The following is a 17,290-nucleotide window of genomic DNA, read 5'->3' as shown; positions in this document are numbered from 1 at the left end:
AACCCGACCTATGGAGGGCCGCATGTCTCTGTTCGATACTTCTCATGACACCTCGATCCGCTGGCACGGCGTCGACGGCTACGCGCTCGACCTGCCCGCGAGCTGCGCCGGCTTCCTCGTGCGGTGGTTCGCCGACGGAGGCACGCGCGGCGAGCTGCTGATCAACGACGACACCGGCGGGCCGCTGGTGATTCCGGCCGTGATGAAGCTGCGCGAGCTGTACGCGTGGCTCGGTGGCCGTGTCGGCTACTACCTCTTGTCGCCCGTCGATGCAGCCTGTCGGCGCGTGGATGCGCCGGACGCTGCGATCTCGCTGACACCGTCGATGGCGGCGCGCGCGGCGTTCTTGCAGACGATCGAGACGGTCACGGCGATCGCGTCACCGGCCGTGGAGCTCGCGAGCTGGTGGCCGCCCCCGCCGGTGCGCGTGAAAGGGGGCGCGTCGTGATCGCGGAGCCGTACAACGATCGCGACTGCCTCGGAAAGATCACCTCGCACGCGCGCGAGCGCGCGACGTCGCCCGAGGTTCAGCTCATCGCGCGGCAACGCCCGTCTCTCGAAGCGTTGGCCGCGTGGCTCCGAACGCTGCCGCAGGACAACGACACCGGCGATCCGCTCGACGGGCCCAAGGTGGCGTGCGACGTGCCGCAGCGCCTCCGGATCCCGACGCGCCGGCCAAACTGCGTGGAGAGGTCGGCGATCTTCCTCGCGGCGGCTGAGAACATCGACCCGAGCGCGGTGTACGCGCTCGCGACGATCGACACCGACCAAGGTCGGCACACGTACCCGACCGTAAACGGGGTGCCGGTCGTGCTCGATCCGGTGATGCCGCGCAACGCGCTCGCCGCGGGGCTCGACGCGATCGGCGCGGCGCAGGTCGGCGGTCCGGTCGCGCTGACGTTGTCGCAAGCGCTCGGGTGGGCGCTGGCGATCGCCGAGGAGCCGGCGGCGGCCTACGCCGACGCTGGCGAGGTACTGGCCGACGCGCACGCGACGGCGTGGGCCATCCTCGAGGCTGGCCCGATCGATCGTCGGGGCCTCGCCGCGCTCTTGTGGGTGCTCGCCCTGGCCGAGCGCGAGCAAGCGCGCTGGTGGCCCGGGCGGGCCGGCGCGATCCGGCACGTGGTCGAGCTGCTCGCCGAGCGTGCGCCGTGGCTGGTGGTGGATCCGGCGTCGTGTGGCTGCGGTCCGGACGGTGCGTGCGTCAAGTGCGCGCGCAACGGCTGGCGCATCGAGTGGGCGCCGCGGCGGTTCTTTCGCGCCGTGGAGGACCTGCTCGAGCCGGCGGAACGCGCGGTGCGCCCGCTCGTGAAGCCGGCGATCAAGCTCGTCCTGACGTCCTACGGCGTCCCGCCCGAGCTGGTCGAGGTCGCGGATCGAGGAATCGACGCGGCGAGAGGAAACCGCGCGCGGCCTGCGGTCGATACGGCTGCACGCACGAACACCAAAGAGAGCGAGGAGGCATGAGCAAACACGACGACGACGAGAGCGGCGGCGGCCTGGCCGACCTGGTCGCAGGAGTGATCATCGGCATCGGCGCCGCGGCGGCGGCCGTCACCGCGGGCGCGGCGTACATCGCGCGCAAGCGCGCGCGCTCGTCGGGAGGGCCGGTCTTGTGGCAGTCCCCGATCAAGGTCGAGGAGGTCGCCGGCGATCGCGCCGAAGACGACGTGCCGCGGGTCGGTGGTGGCGACGGCTTCAACTGAACGACGGCGCCGCGATGGTCGCGGTGCCGTCGACCAACCCGGCGCAGGTAGCGCCGACACGCAAGAGAAGGAAGAACGACGATGGCAAGCGGAAGAAAGTTCGGATGGAAACACACGGCCGCCGCGCTCGGCGGCGGCCTCGCCGGCGCGGGCGTGCTGCTCGGGCTCGGCAAGCTCGGGGCGCCGCCGGTGATCACGTCCTCGATCATGGGCGGGATGGGCCTGGTCGGCGTCGGCGTCACGCGCGGGCCGGTGCAGACGGCGGTCGCGTCGAGCATCGGTAGCTCGACGGTGGTCCTCATGGGCTCGGCGCTCAAGAAGGGGCGCGAGGCCGGCGAGAAGAAGGAGGAGAAGAAGAGGGCCGACGCGGGCGAGGGCAAGCGCGAGCTCGCGTCCAAGGGGCAGGGTAAGCCGCGCAACAACGAGATCGAGGCGGCGACGCTGGAGGCGTTCGATCGCATGCGGGCGTCGCTCGCGATCGATCAGGAGGCGCGCGCCGCGGCGTGACTCCGACGACGGAGCGCACCTCGGGCCGGGGGTCGGTCCTGGGGAGCGCGTGGGCAATGACCGAAGCGCAACCAACAACCCTCAACCAACAACGCAACGGAAAGAGAGAACGACGATGGAAGAAGACGTGATCATCATCGACGATTCGGGTCAGCAGCGGAACGCTGTGATCGTGCGCCGGCCCGGCGTCGTCGACAACCGCGGCGGGCTGCCCGCCTGGAATCGGCCGTGGAACCGTCCGCCCTTCGGACACCACCCGGCCCCGCCGCCGGCGTACCACCCGCCGGTCTATCACCCGCCGGCGCCGGTGCCCGCGGTCTACCAGCCGCAGGCGCCGACCGTCACGACGGTGACGACGACGCCGGCGCTGAGCGCCAACGCGAAGTCGTGGATCCCCGATGTCATCGACATCGTGGCCGCGGTGATGCCGCTGCCGGCGGCGCCGACGGCGACCGGGGATCTGGCGAGGGACTTCAACAACACGATGGCGTTCCTCGCGAGCCTCGGGGCGGCGTTCAAGCGCGCTGACCTGATGCACACCGTGGCGCGCGTGGTGGAGAAGCGGCTCTAGCCGGGAGGAAGCTCGATGCTCGACTTCCTCTGTAGCCAGACGCGCTACGACTACGGCGACAAGACGCCGGCGCCGGCGCCGACGACCCCGGGCGTGCTCGACACGCTCGGCCTGTCGTGGCTGTGGCAGACGCCGACGCCCAAGTACGACGGCCTGCCGGCGGCGGGCTCGTCGTCGCCGGGTTTCCTGTGCTGGCTGTTCGGTTCGCCGACGCCGGCCTACGAGACGGCGCCGCCGGTGCCGTCGCCACCGATCCCGCGGCAGACGCCGCAGGAACAAACCGGACGCTAGGTCATGTCCACGTGCTCCCCAGTTCCGACCCCCGGCGACGCGACCCCCGCGCCGCTGGGCCCGGCGGCGCCGTCGTCGGCGCGCGCCGTCTACCTGCAACAGAAACACTCTTTCACCGCGCGCCGTGGAGCCGATGTTGTCGGCGGCGTCGCGGTGCCGCGTATCAATCGGGCCGACGCGCTCGAGCTGGTCGCGGCCTGGTCGAGCGCGCTCCCGGCGCTCGTCGCGCGCCTCGAAGCGGGTACGTTCGATCTCGAGATCGCCGAATGGGCGCGCTGCGCGCTCGCGGTGCGCGCGCTCGCCGGCGAGCCGGCGGCCGAGCTCTACGCGGACCGGATCCGGCTGTGGCGCTGCCTCGGTCGGATCGCGTCGGCGATGGACCGGCGCAACGTGGCGGCGCCGAGCTGGTCGGACGTGACCGACGCTGCGCGCCGCGTCGGCGAGCTGGTCAAGCTCGCGAGCGCGGCGGCGGCGGACGCCAAGGGCGGCGCCAACAACGCGGCGCTGGCGATCGGCGCCGTCTCCGACGCCATGGCCGGCGGCGCGGCGAAGGTGTCGGCGGCGGCGGGGCGCGGCGCCGGCGAGGGCGCGATCCGCGGCGCGCTGACGGCTGCGGCGCCGGCGGCGGCGGTCGCCGGCGTCGCCCTGGTCGGCGGCCTGCTCTTGTGGCGCGCGTCGCGCAACGACAACCGCGAGCCGTCGGAGACGGCGCCGCGCAAGGCGCGCAAGCGCACACGGGGGCGGCGATGAGCCGCGACGAGGGCGGCGGCGGGTGGTTCGTGCTCGGCCTCGGCCTGGTCGGGCTCGTCGGCGGCGGTGTTGCGCTCGCGCGCTCGATGCGCCCGGCGCGCGGCGCGCGACGCAGCGACGAGCCGACCGAGCGTGAGCCGGTGTCGAGTGCGCCGCCGGCGACGTCGTCAGCGTCGCCGAGCGCGGCGACGTCCGCGCCGGCGATTGTGCCGGCACCGAGTGAGCCGCCGTTGCCTGTGGGGCCTGCGCCGGGCGCGAGCTCGCCCCCGGGCGCGTCGCCGCTGGCTTCGTTCGTGCGCCGCTGGACCGGAACGCCGATGGTCCCCGAGCTGCCCGCGCGTGTGCCGCGCGGCCGGCTCACGCGCTCCACCGTGGAGCGGGGCATGGTGCGCGAGTCGCCGACCGAGCTACTTCGCGAGGCGAGGGCCTCGGCGAGCGAGCCGAGCATCACGCTCGATGAGCTGGCGGGTGCGCGCGCGGCGGCGAGCGAGCACGGAAGCGGAAGTCTCGTCGAGCTGGCGTGCATCGTCGACGTGATCGCGAACCGTGCTGCGAAGGAAGGGCGCTCGCTGTTCGACGTGCTCACGCGCGGCGAGGGCTTCGGGCGTGGCGGTGGCAACAAGCGGCCGGCATCGACGCGCCTCGATCCCGAGTATCGCCACCTGTGGGCGGCGCGCGCCGTCCTCTCGGGCTTCGCGCGCGGCATCGCGCGTGACGCCGTCGCGTTCTTCGACCCGCAGGCAATGGATCGCCTGCACGCCGCGTGGAAGGCCGGCAAGGGCTCGATCGTGACGAGCTGCGACGCGATGGGGCTCCTCGAAGTGTGGAGCTTTGATCGGCCCCGTACCGGGAACACCCGGTGTCCCTTCGACCCGTCGAAGGTCGGCAAGGACACGCACGCTTGGGTCGGTCCGATCGCGGACGTCGATCCGTGGCGGTTGCTGTTGCTCAAGCGTGCCGCGCCGGGCCCGGAACACTTCGGGGCCTACGTGGCTGCACGTCAAGCGATCGAGAAGGGCCGCGCATTCTTCGGCGGCCAGAAAGGCAACGTGTGATGTCGTCGAACGCGAACCCCACCCCCGCCGAGCTGCCGCCGCAACTGGAGGCGGCGCTCGGTCAGATCCGCGCCGCGCTGCAGGCGGGCGCCGACCCCGCGACCAAACACGCGGCGGCGGCGGCATGCCGCGTGCTCCTGGTCGTGCTCGAGGCGCAGCCCGGGCAACCGATCCAGGTCCCGAACATGGGCGCGACGGCCGCGCCGGCGTCACCGAGCGCCGCGCCGGCGGCGGCGTCGTCGTCGCCGACGTCGCCGAGCGCGCCGACGCAGGCGCCGATCGATCTGTTCTTGGCGCGCTTCGTCGACAAGTTCGGCGCCGACGTCCAGCCGGATCCGTCGGTGCCCTACGTGCGGCTCGGTCAGGTGGGGGCGGTGTTCGAGCAGATCGCGCGCGTCGGGATCGGGGGTGTGCGGTGAACGCCGGCGGCGCGGGCGACTTGGTGGGCGCGTGGTACGAGCTGGCGGCGACGCTCATGCGCGGGCGGCCGGTGGATCCGGAGAGCGGCTGGCCCGTGCTCACGACGCGCGAGGCGTTCGAGGTCGCGTCGACCTGGGGACGGTTGCTCGCGCGTCTCGGTGACGCCGTGGAGCCGATTGCCTGGCGGTGGCTTGACGACTCGCGCGCGGCGCTCGCGGAGAGCCGCGGGCCCGACGAGCTGCTCCCGTCGTCGTCGGAGTTGTGGGAGGCGGGCGCCGCGCTGCTCGGGCGGCTGGCGATGCGCAATGCCGAGATGCCGATCTCGGTGCGCTTCGATGACAAGGGTCGCTTGCTCGTCGCCAACGTGAACGACCCGAACGATCTGCCGGTCGCGCTCCTTCGCTTCTTCATCGCGCAGGGGCGCACCGAGCGCGAGGGCAAAAAGACGCGCCACAAGCGCGCGTATGTCGAGATCACCGTCGGCGACGCGCACCAGGTGCTCGCGATCTGGGACAAGTACGCGGCGACGGCGAAGCCGGTTCCCATGGCCGAGGGCGGGATGTGGCGCGATCCGCGCGTGCCCTGGCGCGAGTTTGCCGCCAAGGCACGCGAGCTGATCAAGGACAAGAAGCCAGACGAGCTCTACCCCGTCGAGGAGGTCGAGGAGCTGTGGTCTCAGGTCCGGCAGCTCGGGCGCGATCTGTCGGTGCTGAAGGACGGGCAACCGCAACGCGGCTGGTCGGACTTCGTCGACTCGGTGAAGGACACGATCAAGGGCTACGCCGGCGCCGTCGGCGATGCGGCGGGCGCGGTCGGCGGCGCGGTCGGCGACGCAGCGGGCGCGGTCGCACGCGGCGCGGGCGGGTTCGTCAAACCCGTTGCGATCGGCGTCGGCGCGATCGCCGGCGTCGCGCTGCTCGCGACCTTGCTTCGGAAGTAGAGCCATGGGGCGCGGTATCTGGCTCCTTGGTGGCGCGGCCGTCGGCCTGGGCGTGATCGCGCTTGCGACTCGCGCCGCGCGCGCGGCGAGCGCGGCGCCCGGGTTGGTGCTGGTCGGCGAGGAGCGCGAGCGCGATCTCGAGGTCGAGCGCGTCGCGGTGACCAGCGCCGCCGGCGCCGTGGAGGTTGGCTCGCGCCTGGTGCCGCCGGCGGCGCTGCCGGTGACCGCGGCGCGCGTGTTGCCGCTCGTGCGTGCGCGCGTGAGCCCCAACGGTGCGTTTCGCGCGATTCGCACGAAGGGGCGCGGCCACTGTCGGCACGGCTATCCCTGCACGCACTACGGCGTTGATCTGGTTCCGGAGAGTTACTACCGCGGGCCGATCGTCGAGGTGGAATGGTGGGTGCGGGCTCCGGAGGAGATGGTCGTTGATGTCGTCGTGCGCGACGACGAGACGCCGCCGCTCTCGGGCTACGGGCCGGGCGCGGTGCTCGCGCGCGGGCGCTCGGGGACGTGGCACCTGTTCGGGCACCTGTCGCCGCGCTCGTTCCCGGCCTGGCTGGTCAAGGGTGCCGTGATCCGGCTCGGTCAGTTCTTCGCGCGCCTCGCCGCGCTCGTGCGTCCGCCGCACGTCCACTATGAGCCCCGCCGGTGGCGGACCGAGGGGCCAGCATCGCGCGCGCTCGGACGTCCGGCGACGCGCGCCGACATCGTGATCGATCCGGATCTCTGGCTTCGGGAGGCAACATGACAACCGCAACTGCGCCGCTTGCAGAATGGCCGAAGGACCGAGAAGGGCTGTGCGCTGCGCTCGTGCTCGGTGGGTATGGTGCGGAGCCGGTCGTGCGTGCATGGTTCGACTTCGCGCGGCGTGCGGAGATGGAGCGCAGGATCGATCTGTCGGGCTGGCCCATCCTTTCGACGCGCGACACGATCACGTTGATCCGTGAGTGGGGAAAGACGTTGCGCGAGGTGGGCGAAATCATCGCCTGGTGGTCGCGATTCTGGCGGCAAGAAGCAAGCTGGCAGGGCCACGCGCGCGGCGTGCTGAGAGCCTGCCAACGGCGATCGCGGGGTGAGCCGTCCGCCGAGCTGGTCGAGTCCGTCAAGCTCTGGGCTGCGGGCGCGAACACGACGGCCGCGGTGTGTCGGTGGACCCGCGAGCTGAGCGACGGGGCGATCCAGACGACGGCGGTCGCCGGCATCGAGCGTCTCGCCGCGATGCTGGAGAGGGGGCGTTGTTCATGAGCGCGCGCCTCGTCTATCGGCCGCTCGGTCGTAGCGGCGAGCCGTATCCGGACTGGGTGCGCGCGCTCAAGGGGAAGTCCGGCGCGTACGTGATCAAGGCCGTGGGGCTGTTCTCGTCGACGATCGTCTACGTGGGCGAGAGCCATTCGGGCCGGCTCTACGAGACGATGACTCGACACTTTCAAAGTTGGCGCCGCGGCAAGGGCTGGTGGTTCGGTCAGTTCGTGCAGAGCGACAACGATCCAGGCACGACCTATGACCGCGAGGCGTGCGAGGTCGCGGTCCGGATCACTCGCCGCGATACGACCGTGGTCCTCGCGGCGCAAGCCGAGCTGATCCGGAAGCTCAAGCCACGCGACAACGTGCTCGGCACGAGCGAGGCCGAGGCCGATCTCGAGGAAGCTCCGTTCTGATGTCGGGGTTCTCGCCGGAGTTCAAGGCGCACGTCGTCGCGCTCGTGCGGTCCAGGCATGCCAGCGCATGCGAGGTCGCGGAGCACTTCGGGATCGGCATGTGGGCCCTGCGGCGCTGGGTGCGTGCGGCCGATCGCGCGGAGCGCGAAGCGCCGGACAACGCCGTGCTTTGAGGATGCTGTGTGGCTCGATCCGGCCTCGCTACTTCGCGCGCTGATCGGCGACCTGGTCGGCGCCCTGATCGCGCGCGGCCGACGGGCGATCGCGTGGTTGCGTCGCCGGCGGGGCGCGTGAGCCTGCCCGTGGTTTGAAAAAGTCGCGGCCGAGTGCGTCGACTGCCCGACTTTTGAAACGTCAGTCTCCGAGGCGCTCGACGGTCGTCCGCCGCGGCGGCTTGCGCGTCGTGCGCGTGGTCTTGGGCGTGCGCTTGGTCGGGGCGTTGTCGCGCGCCTCTGCCGTGGACCCATCCGGGCTCGCGGAGGGCGAGCTGCTCGGCGACGTCGCCGCGGCGGCGGTCGTGTCTGGCGGCGCGGGCGGCGCGTCGATGGTCGCGGGTGCCGCGGCGGCGTCAGGCGGCGGCGACGTCGAGGCCGGGCCGGCCGGCGCTGCGACGGCGGCGGGCGAGCTGGTCGCGGGCGGCGGCGACGTCGCCGAGCTGGCGGCCGGCGGCGACGTGCTCGCCGGCGAGCTCGCGCCGGGCGCGTTGGTCGTGCTGGCCGGCGTGCTCGAGCTGCCCTGGAGCGACACGACCACGCCGATCGCGACGGCGGCCGTCACTGCCGCGCCAGCGAGCGCCGCAAGCAAGAGGCTTCGACCACGCCGAGGGCCGAGCTGTGTTCCGTAGGCGCCTGCCGCGTGCGTCAGCGTCGACGGAGGAAGCGGGGGCGGTGGTGTCACGTTGTGAACGCTGCCAACGCCAGAGAGCGGCGCGCGCGTCGTCGAGTCGGACCACGCGACGGGTACCTTGTACAGCGACGGGCACGCCTCGTGCGCGATTTGCGGACCGTTGGGGGTGCGGTCGATCAAGAAGTTGAGCAGGTCGCGAATGCTCTGTGGACGCTGCCGCGGATCGCCGGCAAGCGCGGCGGCGATGCCGTCGTACCACTCGCGCGGGAACGTCGGCGGGAGCTGGTGCGGCACCAGCGATCCGAAGCCGGGGAGCTGGTTGGTGGTCAATTCGTAGATGATGACCCCGATCGCGTAGATGTCGGCGCGGTGGTCGACATCGCCCGGCGAGGTCTGCTGCTCGGGCGCCCAATAGCCGGGCGTTCCCATGGCGCGGGGGAGCGTCGTCTTCTTGCCGCCGGGCAACGCGTGCGGATCGATCACGCGCGCGATGCCGAAGTCGAGGAGCTTCGTCTTGATGCTGCCGTCCTCGGTCGCCACGACGAAGATGTTAGGTGGCTTCAAGTCGCGGTGGACCACGCCCATTTTGTGCGCCTGCTCCAAGGCGCCGCACACCTGCGCCATCACGCGGAGAACGTCGTCAGCGGGCACGATGCCCCCGTGGCGGTCTCTTGCCCACTGTCCGAGGTTCTTCCCTTCGAGAAACTCCATCTTGATGTAGATGGGCCCCGTCGGGAGGCGATCGTAGCCGTCGACGACGATCACGTTAGGGTGTTCGAGGCGCAGCGCGATCCGCGCCTCGGTCTCGAAGCGGTGCCAGATGTCATCGCGCGTCCTCGGCGAGCACTTCGCGAGCAACGACGGAAGAAGAACCTTGATCGCCTTCCGCTTCGTGGGCGCGTCGCGGTGTGCGGCGACATAGAGCGCACCCATGCCGCCCTCGGTGATGTAGTTACGAATCACGTAGCCGTCGCCGACGGCGACGCCGATCAGCGAGTCGGTGTTGTCGCTCGACGCTGCCGGCTGCTCGGCGGCGCCGGGCATCGTCGCGGTGCGGCGGCCGTCGTCGAGGCGCGGCGTGTTGTTCGGGCGCTCGACGGCCGTCGGTAGTTGTGGCCGATCCGGACGTGTCGGCGGCTGGCCCATAGGCGTAGAACGGTAACGCGAGACCGTCGGCGACGGGTGACCGAAGTTGGCGCACGGTCGGTGGATCGTACGATCCGGCGAGCGAGTTAACATCGAGCACAAAACGCACGAGCGTGTAAACCGGCGTCGGTTTCGAGGGGGGTGGCCGGGCTCAGTCGCCGTAGTCTTGAGCGATGCAACGCTGCGGCGGTGACCGATGCGGCAACGACACCTCGCAGCGGTGTCCGCTCTGCGAGACGCCGCTGTGCGCGCTATGCCTCGGTACCGATTCGCACGTCTGTCGCGGGTGGACCCCTCCTCGCGGTTCTCGGCTTCCTCGGAGAGCCCGTTGAGCGCACCGAGCGACTCCAACGGCGCTGCGGGTGGTCCGCTCGCACCGCCGACGACTGCGGCCATGACGGGCGCGGAGGTCTTCGCGGACGAGGGCGGCGTGCTCGGCCTGCGCGCCTACGGCACCGAGGTTCTGCATCGCTTCCCGCCGGCGCCGTGGAGCGAGCTCGTGGTGGGCAGTGGGACCGCGGCGCGGATTCCAGTCGCACACGAAACGGTCTCGCGTCGCCACGCGGTGATCGTCCGGGCGGGTCGAGACGGTGAGGCGTTCGCGGTGCAGGATGCAGGCTCGAAGAACGGCACCTACTGCGAAGGCGAGCGGCGCGCGGACAGCTTCGTGTTGCGCCCGGGTCAGTGGATCGCGTTCGGGCGCGTTCATTTCTCGGTGTACAGCGAGGCCACCGAGGCGGTTCGCAAACGGCTACAGCGCTTCCTCGGCTACGGCTCCCAGTACGCGCGCGCCGTCGACGAGCTGCACTACGCGATCACGCACCGAAGGCACATCGCATTGGTGATGCCGCCGAGCGAGGAGAGCGCAGACTCGGCGCTGGTTCCGTCGGGTGCCGCGCCCTCGTTGGTTCGTCTCGTTCACGAGGTCGTGCCCGGCGGAATGGCGCCGCTCGTCGAGGTCGTGGGCCGCAAGGAGCAGATCGAGAGTGAGCAGACGCAGCACGACGTGTACCAGCGGGCGCGCGGCGGCACCCTCGTGATCGCGGCGAAGTGCTGGCCGCGGAACCCGGCGACGCTACGCGCGCTCTTGACCGAGCGCCGGCCGTCGGTGCGCGTGGTGTTGGTTGCGCCGCGTGGCGAGGATGTCGACGCGTTGCTCGGGCACGAGCTGCGTAACCACGTGGTCGTGGTGAAGGTGCCGACGATGGAGGAGCGCGGCGCGCTGGAGACCGAGATGGCGATCGAGCAGGCGAGCGCGGAGTACGGTCGGCCGCTCGGGCTCTCATGGGACCCGTTCAACGCCGACGAGCTGCGGCGCGTGTGGGGGAGCCCCGAGGAGCTGGAGGCGTTCGTCAGGCGCGCGGTGCGCGTGAAGCTGCTGCCCAAGTACGCCGACGCGGCCAAGCTCGAAGGCGTCTCGGAGCCCGCGTTGTCGCGATGGATCAAGCGGAGCGCGATCGTGGTCGGGAGGAAGCGATGAGCCTGAGCCCTGGTGATCGAGCGGCCCTGGTGCTGTGCTGCGGGCTGCCGCAGATGGTCGACCTGATCGCGTACGCCGAAATCCGAGCAGTCGTGGCCGCGGGGCTGGGGGCGCGCGTCGAGCCTCCCGAGGTCCTGGCTCGGTCCGCGCTGGAGATCACGTTGATGCGCGAGCCGCCGATCCGCGGCGTGCCGTGGAGCCCCTCGCCGGATACGTTCGTGGATCAGTTGCGCGCGCATGTTCGCGCGTTGACGTCGCGCGCCTTGCTCGAGCGAGCGAGGGAGCGCGGCATCGGGGCGCTGTTGTCGCCGGCGCAGGTCGGCTCGCTCGACGGAATCGAGATGCTCTCGCATATCGCCGGCGAGCAAGCCGGCTCCATCCGCGAGAACGACGGCAGCACCGTCAGCAAGGCGATCGAGCTGGCCGACTTCGCGAGGGCGCGCCTGATGCCATGAGAGAGCACCGCGACCATAGGAGCGGTGGCGAACGCATCGACGTCGCGGCGCCGCTCGGCAAGCCCGGCGCGCGGACCCGCACCCAAGACCTGCCGCCGTCGTCGAGCGCGTCGGGCGTGCTCGCATCGCCGGCAAGCCACGCAGTGGATGATGGCTCCGACGGTGGGACCGGCGCAGCGAAGACCGGCGCGGGGAAGGGCCCCGGCCGTCTCGCTGCGGTGGCAGGGGGATCTGTCGAGAAGCTGAACGCGATCATGGCGACGCTGCTTCCTGGCTACCGCGATGCAGTCGACGCGCTCGACAGCAAGGGCGCGGCGAACCTCGCCGCGAACATGCTCGCCGTCTACCAGGAGGCCGACCTGGTGCGCGACGAGCTGCGCGCGTTCCTCGAACCCAGCCATCCCCGCTATTGGCAGAACTACCTGCTCCCGCTGACCCCCGAGCAGACCGCGGAACGAGAGGCCGCGCGGCCGATGCTCGGTGCGCTCGATGTGGCGGCGACCATCGTCGTGCATCAGCTCGCCGGCGGGCTCGGGGTGCAGCGGTTCCGCGGACGCGAGGTCATGCGAGACATGACCGGCCCAATCCCGCTCGGCCGTCGAGCTGCCGAACGCCTCGCGTACGAGGCGGCGCAGACGTGCGAGATGATCGACCTGGTCAACGAGGTGCGCGAGCTCGTCCCGCCTGTCGACGATGGGGGCGCGGCGCGGCTGGACCCCGACGCTGGCCGCGCGATTGCCGCGAAGGTGGCGCTCCATGCTCGGCGGCCGGTTTCGATAGCGTTCCTGCGGACGGCGCTCGAAACAGAGGGCCGCTGGTCGTTCGTGGAGCACGCGATCGCGCCGGATGGGCGAACGGTGGCGCAGCTAGACAAAGCAGCCACCGATCAGGCCGAGGTGTCCGGGGCGATGGCGAACGTCGGCGACTTTCGCGAGGACGTCGCGCTCTCGCTCTTGCCACGCACGCTCAACCCCGCCGGCTACGACGTCGGCGACGGCAGCGGGGTGCCGATCGGCGCGACCAGCGCGAATGCGCGCAAGGTATGGGCGATGATCATGAGCGCCGATCCGGAGGCGCGGCCTGGAATCATCGTGCGGCTCGAGCGGCTGAGCGTGCTCTCGGCGCTGCTCAACAACGACGCGCTCCCGTTCGCGCTCGCCGAGCAACTCAACGACAGCCTGCCGACTGGAACGCCCCACGGTAAGGAGGCGCGTCGGCTGCTGCGGCCGGCATTCGAGAACAAGGGCGGTGGTCGTTCGCTGGCGCGCCGCCTCCGTGACATGGGCCCGGCCGGCGAGGCGCTTGCGTTCTCGCAGAACGTCGCCACGCTCGGTTTCGCGGGCTCATACGGCGACGCGTACGACGCACGAGAGGCCGGCCAGATCTCCGGAAGCGAGTTCGAGACCCGGCAATTGAGCGCGATGGTCAAGACCGGCGCGATCGCCGGCGTCACCGTCGCGACCGCAGGCGCGGCCGGCGCGTACGCGGAGGGCTTCATCGCCGAGCTGCTGGCACAACGCGCGGCAACGGCGGGAGCGCTCGGGTTCGCTGCGCGCGCAGTGCCGCAGGTCGCCGGCGGGGCTGTCGAGGGCGCCGCCGGCGCTGTGACCGCGCGCGCTGCCGGCGATGCGGTCGATCTGTACGCGACTGGCGGCACATCGTCGTCGTTCGGTGACTACGTCGACGATGCGATGTTGGGCGGCGGCCTTGGCGGTGGCGCCGCCGTGCTGTTCTCCGGTCTCGGGGCCGGCGCGCGCTATCTGCCTGCGGCGGCGCGCACCCGGCTTCAGAATCTCGCGCTTCGCTTCCCGCGTCATGAGGACTTTTTCGCCGGGCTCCGTCGCCTCGGGGAAGACCACGGCGCCACGGTGCGGATCAGCGCGCGCAAGCTGTACGAGCTGGGGCGCGACGGCATCGTGCCGCCGGGCACGGCGCAGCGTGCGATCGCCGAGGTGACCACGAGCGCAGGGCGCCGCGTCGGGCTCGACGATCCGATCGTCGTCACCGTCGAGTCGCCGCTCGCGCTCAACAAGCCAGGTGACGTTGTCGAGGGAGCCGCACCGATCCGCGTCGTGCGGGCCGAACGTGTCGCCGAAGATGCGGTGAGCGAGGCCGGCGACGATGTGAGTCGCGCAGTCGATGACGTCGCCGACCTGGGCGACGAGTTCGACGCGGGCGCGGCGAGTCGTGCGGAGGGCTCCGCGGTCGACGACCTTGCGGCGTTCCAGGCGGCAGCGAGGGCACGCGCCGTGGAGGAGCTGGAGCAGCTCGTCGAGCGCGTAATGTTCGCACCGAAGGGCTCGACGCTCGGCGATGCCGCGATCCAGTTTGACACCTACTTCGTGTCGCACGCTGACGGCGCTCGGATGCCGGAGCTGCTTCGGTCGATCAGGTCCGACGTCGCAACGCGAACGTACAAGAAGGGGCTCCTGGTCAGGAAGGGAGCCGAGGAGTGGTACTTCGAGTTCAACGACCAAGCGGCGCACCTGAGTGGACAGAGAGCGAACGCGATGACAGCGGCGGACGGTATCGGTCTCCCGGCGCCCAACGTCGCCACGCTGGAGCTATGGGGCTACCGCGGGGCGCGCACGATCCAGCGGCCCGGCGATCCGATGCCACGCGAGCGAAAGACGCAATGGACGCCCGAGGAGGAGGCTGCTGCTCGGAAGGCGATCGAAGATGAACCGTTACTCGAGGCGGGGCACGTTGGAGTCTCGTTCGATGGCGGGGAAACGATCTACGGCCTGACGCCCGACTATCGAGGCATGCCCTTGGAGGAGGTCAAACGGCGGTTGAAAAACCACGATGTGTTTCCCGGGATCGTGGGCAACGACACCGAGGTGTTTCGCAAGGCGAGCAGAATGGCACGCGAGCAAGGATGGAACACCGAGCCGATCCAGGCGACGCTTCTGCTCGATCGCCTAGAGCAGCCGCGCATGTTCGAGGAAGTGCAGCGGATGGCGAACATGAAGCCCGGCGAGCATGGGATGGGCTACTCGTGGTCGCTTCCCAAGCCCGGGCCCGATGGTCAGCACTTCCAGGGCGGGACTGCTGTAAAGGGTCCGCCGCGAGAGTTTTGCTCGGCGATGGTGCGCAACTGTGCCGCGTACCCTGAGAAGCTCGGCGTGCCGATTCCTGAGCCGAGTGGCAAGATGATCGAGTACATGCCCGAGCTGAAGAAGTGGGCTGATGCTGACGCTCCGATCGAGGCCCGCGACGCGAAGGCGAGGAGACCATGAGCGCTGACGACCGAACGATCATCGACTTCACGCCCGCGGTTTCCGACGAGCGCGTGCGGGATCGCGTTGGCAGCGAGGCTCCGATCATCCGTCTGTTCGAGGACAAGGACGGATTGCACTGGTCGTTCTTCAACGGAGACCAGTGGATGGGAAGGGACATCGGTGGTTCGCTCAAGATCAATCGACGCTGGGCGAGCTTTCGATCCGGCTACACGTACTCGCTGCGGCCCGAGTCCCACTTCTACAAGCGCTGGTTTGAGTTCCCCGACTTGGGCAAGCGCGGTTGGGCGATCATCTTTCAGGCGTTCGATCCAGCGAAGGCACCCGAGGCCGTAACGCTCGACGAGGCGCAGTGCGACGACTACTCCGACGACGACAACATCACACGCTTGAACTTCATCAACTCGGGACGCCGCGCCGAGTTCATCGCGGGATGGGTTCCTCCCGAGGATGAAGCGAAGGCCGACGAGTGGATCGCTTTCCTGAATTCGGAGATTCAGGCCCGCGTGCGCGAAGAAGCCGAGGAGGGAGCCGCGGCGCGCTCGAAGGAGACGCCGGCGAACGTGTGAGCAGCGGCCGGTTACATAAGACGGGGCTGTCTTATGTAACCGGGCTTGCGTGGATCAGAAGCGCCCGCCAACGACGACGAGCGCACCGCCGGCCGTCGGTTGCAGCGTCGCGTGAGACGGTCGCGCCGCGTCCGGTGGAAGGGCGAGCTTGATCGCGCCGACGACGACGAGCGCACCGCCGGCGGCGAATGCGATCGCCGCGCCGGTGCGTGAGCGGTCAGCGCGATCGCGCAACCCGTTGCGGTCGGGTTCGGGGGTCTCGGGGGCGGCGGCCTGGTCGTCGAAGTCCTGGGCGCGCACGACGAGCCATCCGCCGACAGCGACGCCGATCGCGCCGGTGCCGAGGATGGCGAGCGCGGAAGTATCCGACCAGCGCGAGGACCGCGCCGACGTGGTCACATCGACCGGCATCGTTGGCGGTGTCGCCATGGCCGGCGAGCTGGGCGCCGCCGTGGACTCGTTCGGGGCCGGCTCGCGCGCGGCCTTTGCCGCGGCTTCGGCTGTGGCGCGGCGTTGGGCGAGCTGCTCGAGCGCGGTCCCGGCGTGCTGTCGATCGAGCGCGGAGAGGTCGTCGCGGTCGAGGATGGCGAGGTACGCGGCGCGCGCTTCGTCCCAGCGCTCGGACGTGGCGGCGGTGCCTGCGTCGACGAAGGCACGTGCGAGGCTGCGCCGCGCCTCGATGCGCGGGCGTTGCTTCCGCGGTAGATCTGCGTCGGCCAGGGCGAGCTCGTACTGTTCGAGCGCGCGCTCCCAATCGCCGGCATCCATGTACGCTTGGCCAGCGTTCCAGCGAGCAAAGAGCGACGGCTCGACGGTGAGCGACTGAAGCGAGAGCGCCGCCGAGCGCGCAAAGTCGCCAGCCTCGGCGGCGTCGGCCGCAGCGTTGAGCATGTCGCGCGCGGCCTTCTTCTTCGGAGCCCAAGGCGCCGCAAGCGCGCTCGTGGGCACGGCGAGTCCGACGATGAGCACCGCTGCGAGCGCGCGAGCTACTGGCACGGCGACCATGAATGCTCGCCCGGGTTCGCGTTGACGGCGAAGTCCGTGTAGCTGGTGCCGTCGGCGGTCATGGTTGCGATTCGGGAGCCGCCGGTCTGGTTGCGAACGAAGGCCAAGCGCGTTCCGTCGGCGGACCACTGCGGCCCAAAGTCGTTGATGGTGTTGTCGTGCATCGTCAGGCGAAGCGGGGCGCCGCTGACCGGGTATGCGGTCCGGAAGATCTCGTACTGACCATTCCGCGTGCTGGCGAAGGCGATCGCGGTGCTATCGGGTGACCAGCTAGGCGCGCTGTCGTCGCCGCTCGCGTTGTTCGTGATGTTGGTGGGGTTCGAGCCGTTGGCGTCCACCACGTAGATCTCGGAGTTGGCGTTCGCGTAGACAGTGAGTGCGACGTGTGCGCCGTCGGGTGACCACGCGGGATTGCTACACGTGCCGGTGATCCCCGCGCACAGGTTCGTGGTCCCGCCGGCGAGCGCGACCGAGTGAACGACGCCGTTTGCAACGAACGCGATCCGCGTGCTGTCGGGTGACCAACTGATCGGGTTGGTGGCCCAGCATGGCAGCGAGGACAGCTCGCGAGCGTTGGAGCCGTCGATGTCGACAACCCAAAGCGTCGACGTGGCGCCGCTTCTGCGGGAGAAAGCGATCTTCGTTCCGTCGG

General features: G+C 70.6%; 21 protein-coding genes. 18 read left to right on the top strand and 3 right to left on the bottom strand.

Annotation, left to right across the window (positions count from 1 at the left end; genetic code table 11):
- Positions 1-22 precede the first annotated feature (22 nt).
- From HS109_20225 to HS109_20160, 14 genes are all read left to right on the top strand, one after another.
- Positions 23-448, top strand: coding sequence for a hypothetical protein (locus tag HS109_20225; GenBank protein MBE7524674.1), 426 nt, complete (start codon positions 23-25; stop codon positions 446-448).
- On the top strand, positions 445-1,467 hold the full coding sequence (locus tag HS109_20220; GenBank protein ID MBE7524673.1) for a hypothetical protein: 1,023 nt from the start codon (positions 445-447) through the stop codon (positions 1,465-1,467). The genes HS109_20225 and HS109_20220 overlap by 4 nt, the downstream gene beginning before the upstream one ends.
- Positions 1,464-1,706 carry a hypothetical protein gene (locus tag HS109_20215; GenBank protein MBE7524672.1) on the top strand — a complete coding sequence of 81 codons (243 nt, stop codon included), beginning with the start codon at positions 1,464-1,466 and terminating at the stop codon, positions 1,704-1,706. The genes HS109_20220 and HS109_20215 overlap by 4 nt, the downstream gene beginning before the upstream one ends.
- An 81-nt stretch (positions 1,707-1,787) precedes the next feature.
- Positions 1,788-2,213 (top strand): hypothetical protein, encoded by a 426-nt coding sequence (locus HS109_20210; protein MBE7524671.1) that lies wholly within the window; start codon positions 1,788-1,790, stop codon positions 2,211-2,213.
- A 115-nt stretch (positions 2,214-2,328) separates the two neighbouring features.
- Positions 2,329-2,784: a hypothetical protein gene (locus HS109_20205; GenBank protein MBE7524670.1), complete on the top strand. Its 456-nt coding sequence runs from the start codon at positions 2,329-2,331 to the stop codon at positions 2,782-2,784.
- A gap of 15 nt (positions 2,785-2,799) precedes the next feature.
- Positions 2,800-3,075 carry a hypothetical protein gene (locus HS109_20200; GenBank protein MBE7524669.1) on the top strand — a complete coding sequence of 92 codons (276 nt, stop codon included), beginning with the start codon at positions 2,800-2,802 and terminating at the stop codon, positions 3,073-3,075.
- 153 nt (positions 3,076-3,228) lie between these two features.
- Positions 3,229-3,825, top strand: a complete 597-nt coding sequence (locus tag HS109_20195) for a hypothetical protein (GenBank protein ID MBE7524668.1) — start codon at positions 3,229-3,231, stop codon at positions 3,823-3,825.
- Positions 3,822-4,880: a hypothetical protein gene (locus HS109_20190; GenBank protein MBE7524667.1), complete on the top strand. Its 1,059-nt coding sequence runs from the start codon at positions 3,822-3,824 to the stop codon at positions 4,878-4,880. Before HS109_20195 ends, HS109_20190 begins: the two co-directional genes overlap by 4 nt.
- Positions 4,880-5,299, top strand: a complete 420-nt coding sequence (locus HS109_20185; GenBank protein ID MBE7524666.1) for a hypothetical protein — start codon at positions 4,880-4,882, stop codon at positions 5,297-5,299. Before HS109_20190 ends, HS109_20185 begins: the two co-directional genes overlap by 1 nt.
- A complete protein-coding gene (locus HS109_20180; protein MBE7524665.1) occupies positions 5,296-6,240 on the top strand; it encodes a hypothetical protein in 945 nt (314 codons plus the stop codon). Before HS109_20185 ends, HS109_20180 begins: the two co-directional genes overlap by 4 nt.
- A gap of 4 nt (positions 6,241-6,244) precedes the next feature.
- On the top strand, positions 6,245-6,988 hold the full coding sequence (locus HS109_20175; protein ID MBE7524664.1) for a hypothetical protein: 744 nt from the start codon (positions 6,245-6,247) through the stop codon (positions 6,986-6,988).
- Complete coding sequence (locus tag HS109_20170; GenBank protein ID MBE7524663.1) at positions 6,985-7,485, top strand: hypothetical protein; 501 nt, start codon at positions 6,985-6,987, stop codon at positions 7,483-7,485. The genes HS109_20175 and HS109_20170 overlap by 4 nt, the downstream gene beginning before the upstream one ends.
- Positions 7,482-7,898, top strand: a complete 417-nt coding sequence (locus HS109_20165) for a hypothetical protein (GenBank protein ID MBE7524662.1) — start codon at positions 7,482-7,484, stop codon at positions 7,896-7,898. The genes HS109_20170 and HS109_20165 overlap by 4 nt, the downstream gene beginning before the upstream one ends.
- Positions 7,898-8,071: a transposase gene (locus HS109_20160; GenBank protein ID MBE7524661.1), complete on the top strand. Its 174-nt coding sequence runs from the start codon at positions 7,898-7,900 to the stop codon at positions 8,069-8,071. The genes HS109_20165 and HS109_20160 overlap by 1 nt, the downstream gene beginning before the upstream one ends.
- A gap of 181 nt (positions 8,072-8,252) precedes the next feature.
- Here the strand turns inward: HS109_20160 and HS109_20155 are convergent, their stop codons facing one another.
- A complete protein-coding gene (locus tag HS109_20155) occupies positions 8,253-10,241 on the bottom strand; it encodes a serine/threonine protein kinase (protein MBE7524660.1) in 1,989 nt (662 codons plus the stop codon).
- 43 nt (positions 10,242-10,284) lie between these two features.
- Between HS109_20155 and HS109_20150 the strand changes: the two genes are divergently transcribed.
- The 4 genes from HS109_20150 to HS109_20135 are packed head-to-tail and all read left to right on the top strand — an operon-like array spanning position 10,285 to position 15,633.
- A complete protein-coding gene (locus tag HS109_20150) occupies positions 10,285-11,370 on the top strand; it encodes an FHA domain-containing protein (GenBank protein MBE7524659.1) in 1,086 nt (361 codons plus the stop codon).
- Positions 11,367-11,825: a hypothetical protein gene (locus tag HS109_20145; GenBank protein MBE7524658.1), complete on the top strand. Its 459-nt coding sequence runs from the start codon at positions 11,367-11,369 to the stop codon at positions 11,823-11,825. The genes HS109_20150 and HS109_20145 overlap by 4 nt, the downstream gene beginning before the upstream one ends.
- Positions 11,822-15,064 (top strand): hypothetical protein, encoded by a 3,243-nt coding sequence (locus tag HS109_20140; protein MBE7524657.1) that lies wholly within the window; start codon positions 11,822-11,824, stop codon positions 15,062-15,064. Before HS109_20145 ends, HS109_20140 begins: the two co-directional genes overlap by 4 nt.
- Positions 15,061-15,633 (top strand): hypothetical protein, encoded by a 573-nt coding sequence (locus HS109_20135; GenBank protein MBE7524656.1) that lies wholly within the window; start codon positions 15,061-15,063, stop codon positions 15,631-15,633. The genes HS109_20140 and HS109_20135 overlap by 4 nt, the downstream gene beginning before the upstream one ends.
- Before the next feature lie 54 nt (positions 15,634-15,687).
- Here HS109_20135 and HS109_20130 read toward each other — a convergent pair whose 3' ends face one another.
- The gene (locus HS109_20130) at positions 15,688-16,638 is read right to left on the bottom strand and encodes a hypothetical protein (GenBank protein ID MBE7524655.1); all 951 of its coding nucleotides are present in this window, start codon (positions 16,636-16,638) and stop codon (positions 15,688-15,690) included.
- Positions 16,620-17,290: PD40 domain-containing protein (locus tag HS109_20125; protein ID MBE7524654.1), on the bottom strand; the 671-nt coding region annotated here is incomplete at its 5' end. The genes HS109_20130 and HS109_20125, both read right to left, overlap by 19 nt.

Source organism: Burkholderiales bacterium (genome assembly GCA_015075645.1).
Classification (GTDB): Bacteria; Pseudomonadota; Gammaproteobacteria; order Burkholderiales; family Casimicrobiaceae; genus VBCG01.
The sequence above is the reverse complement of the archived record's forward strand: the minus strand, read 5'-3'. Positions and strand labels throughout refer to the sequence as shown.

Excerpts from the sequence above, each read along its gene's own strand:
- HS109_20225 (MBE7524674.1), top strand. The coding sequence starts at position 23 with ATGTCTCTGTTCGATACTTCTCATGACACCTCGATCCGCTGGCACGGC.
- HS109_20215 (MBE7524672.1), top strand. The coding sequence starts at position 1,464 with ATGAGCAAACACGACGACGACGAGAGCGGCGGCGGCCTGGCCGACCTG.
- HS109_20210 (MBE7524671.1), top strand. The coding sequence starts at position 1,788 with ATGGCAAGCGGAAGAAAGTTCGGATGGAAACACACGGCCGCCGCGCTC.
- HS109_20205 (MBE7524670.1), top strand. The coding sequence starts at position 2,329 with ATGGAAGAAGACGTGATCATCATCGACGATTCGGGTCAGCAGCGGAAC.
- HS109_20200 (MBE7524669.1), top strand. The coding sequence starts at position 2,800 with ATGCTCGACTTCCTCTGTAGCCAGACGCGCTACGACTACGGCGACAAG.
- HS109_20190 (MBE7524667.1), top strand. The coding sequence starts at position 3,822 with ATGAGCCGCGACGAGGGCGGCGGCGGGTGGTTCGTGCTCGGCCTCGGC.
- HS109_20185 (MBE7524666.1), top strand. The coding sequence starts at position 4,880 with ATGTCGTCGAACGCGAACCCCACCCCCGCCGAGCTGCCGCCGCAACTG.
- HS109_20175 (MBE7524664.1), top strand. The coding sequence starts at position 6,245 with ATGGGGCGCGGTATCTGGCTCCTTGGTGGCGCGGCCGTCGGCCTGGGC.
- HS109_20170 (MBE7524663.1), top strand. The coding sequence starts at position 6,985 with ATGACAACCGCAACTGCGCCGCTTGCAGAATGGCCGAAGGACCGAGAA.
- HS109_20165 (MBE7524662.1), top strand. The coding sequence starts at position 7,482 with ATGAGCGCGCGCCTCGTCTATCGGCCGCTCGGTCGTAGCGGCGAGCCG.
- HS109_20160 (MBE7524661.1), top strand. The coding sequence starts at position 7,898 with ATGTCGGGGTTCTCGCCGGAGTTCAAGGCGCACGTCGTCGCGCTCGTG.
- HS109_20150 (MBE7524659.1), top strand. The coding sequence starts at position 10,285 with ATGACGGGCGCGGAGGTCTTCGCGGACGAGGGCGGCGTGCTCGGCCTG.
- HS109_20145 (MBE7524658.1), top strand. The coding sequence starts at position 11,367 with ATGAGCCTGAGCCCTGGTGATCGAGCGGCCCTGGTGCTGTGCTGCGGG.
- HS109_20140 (MBE7524657.1), top strand. The coding sequence starts at position 11,822 with ATGAGAGAGCACCGCGACCATAGGAGCGGTGGCGAACGCATCGACGTC.
- HS109_20135 (MBE7524656.1), top strand. The coding sequence starts at position 15,061 with ATGAGCGCTGACGACCGAACGATCATCGACTTCACGCCCGCGGTTTCC.
- HS109_20130 (MBE7524655.1), bottom strand. The coding sequence starts at position 16,638 with ATGGTCGCCGTGCCAGTAGCTCGCGCGCTCGCAGCGGTGCTCATCGTC.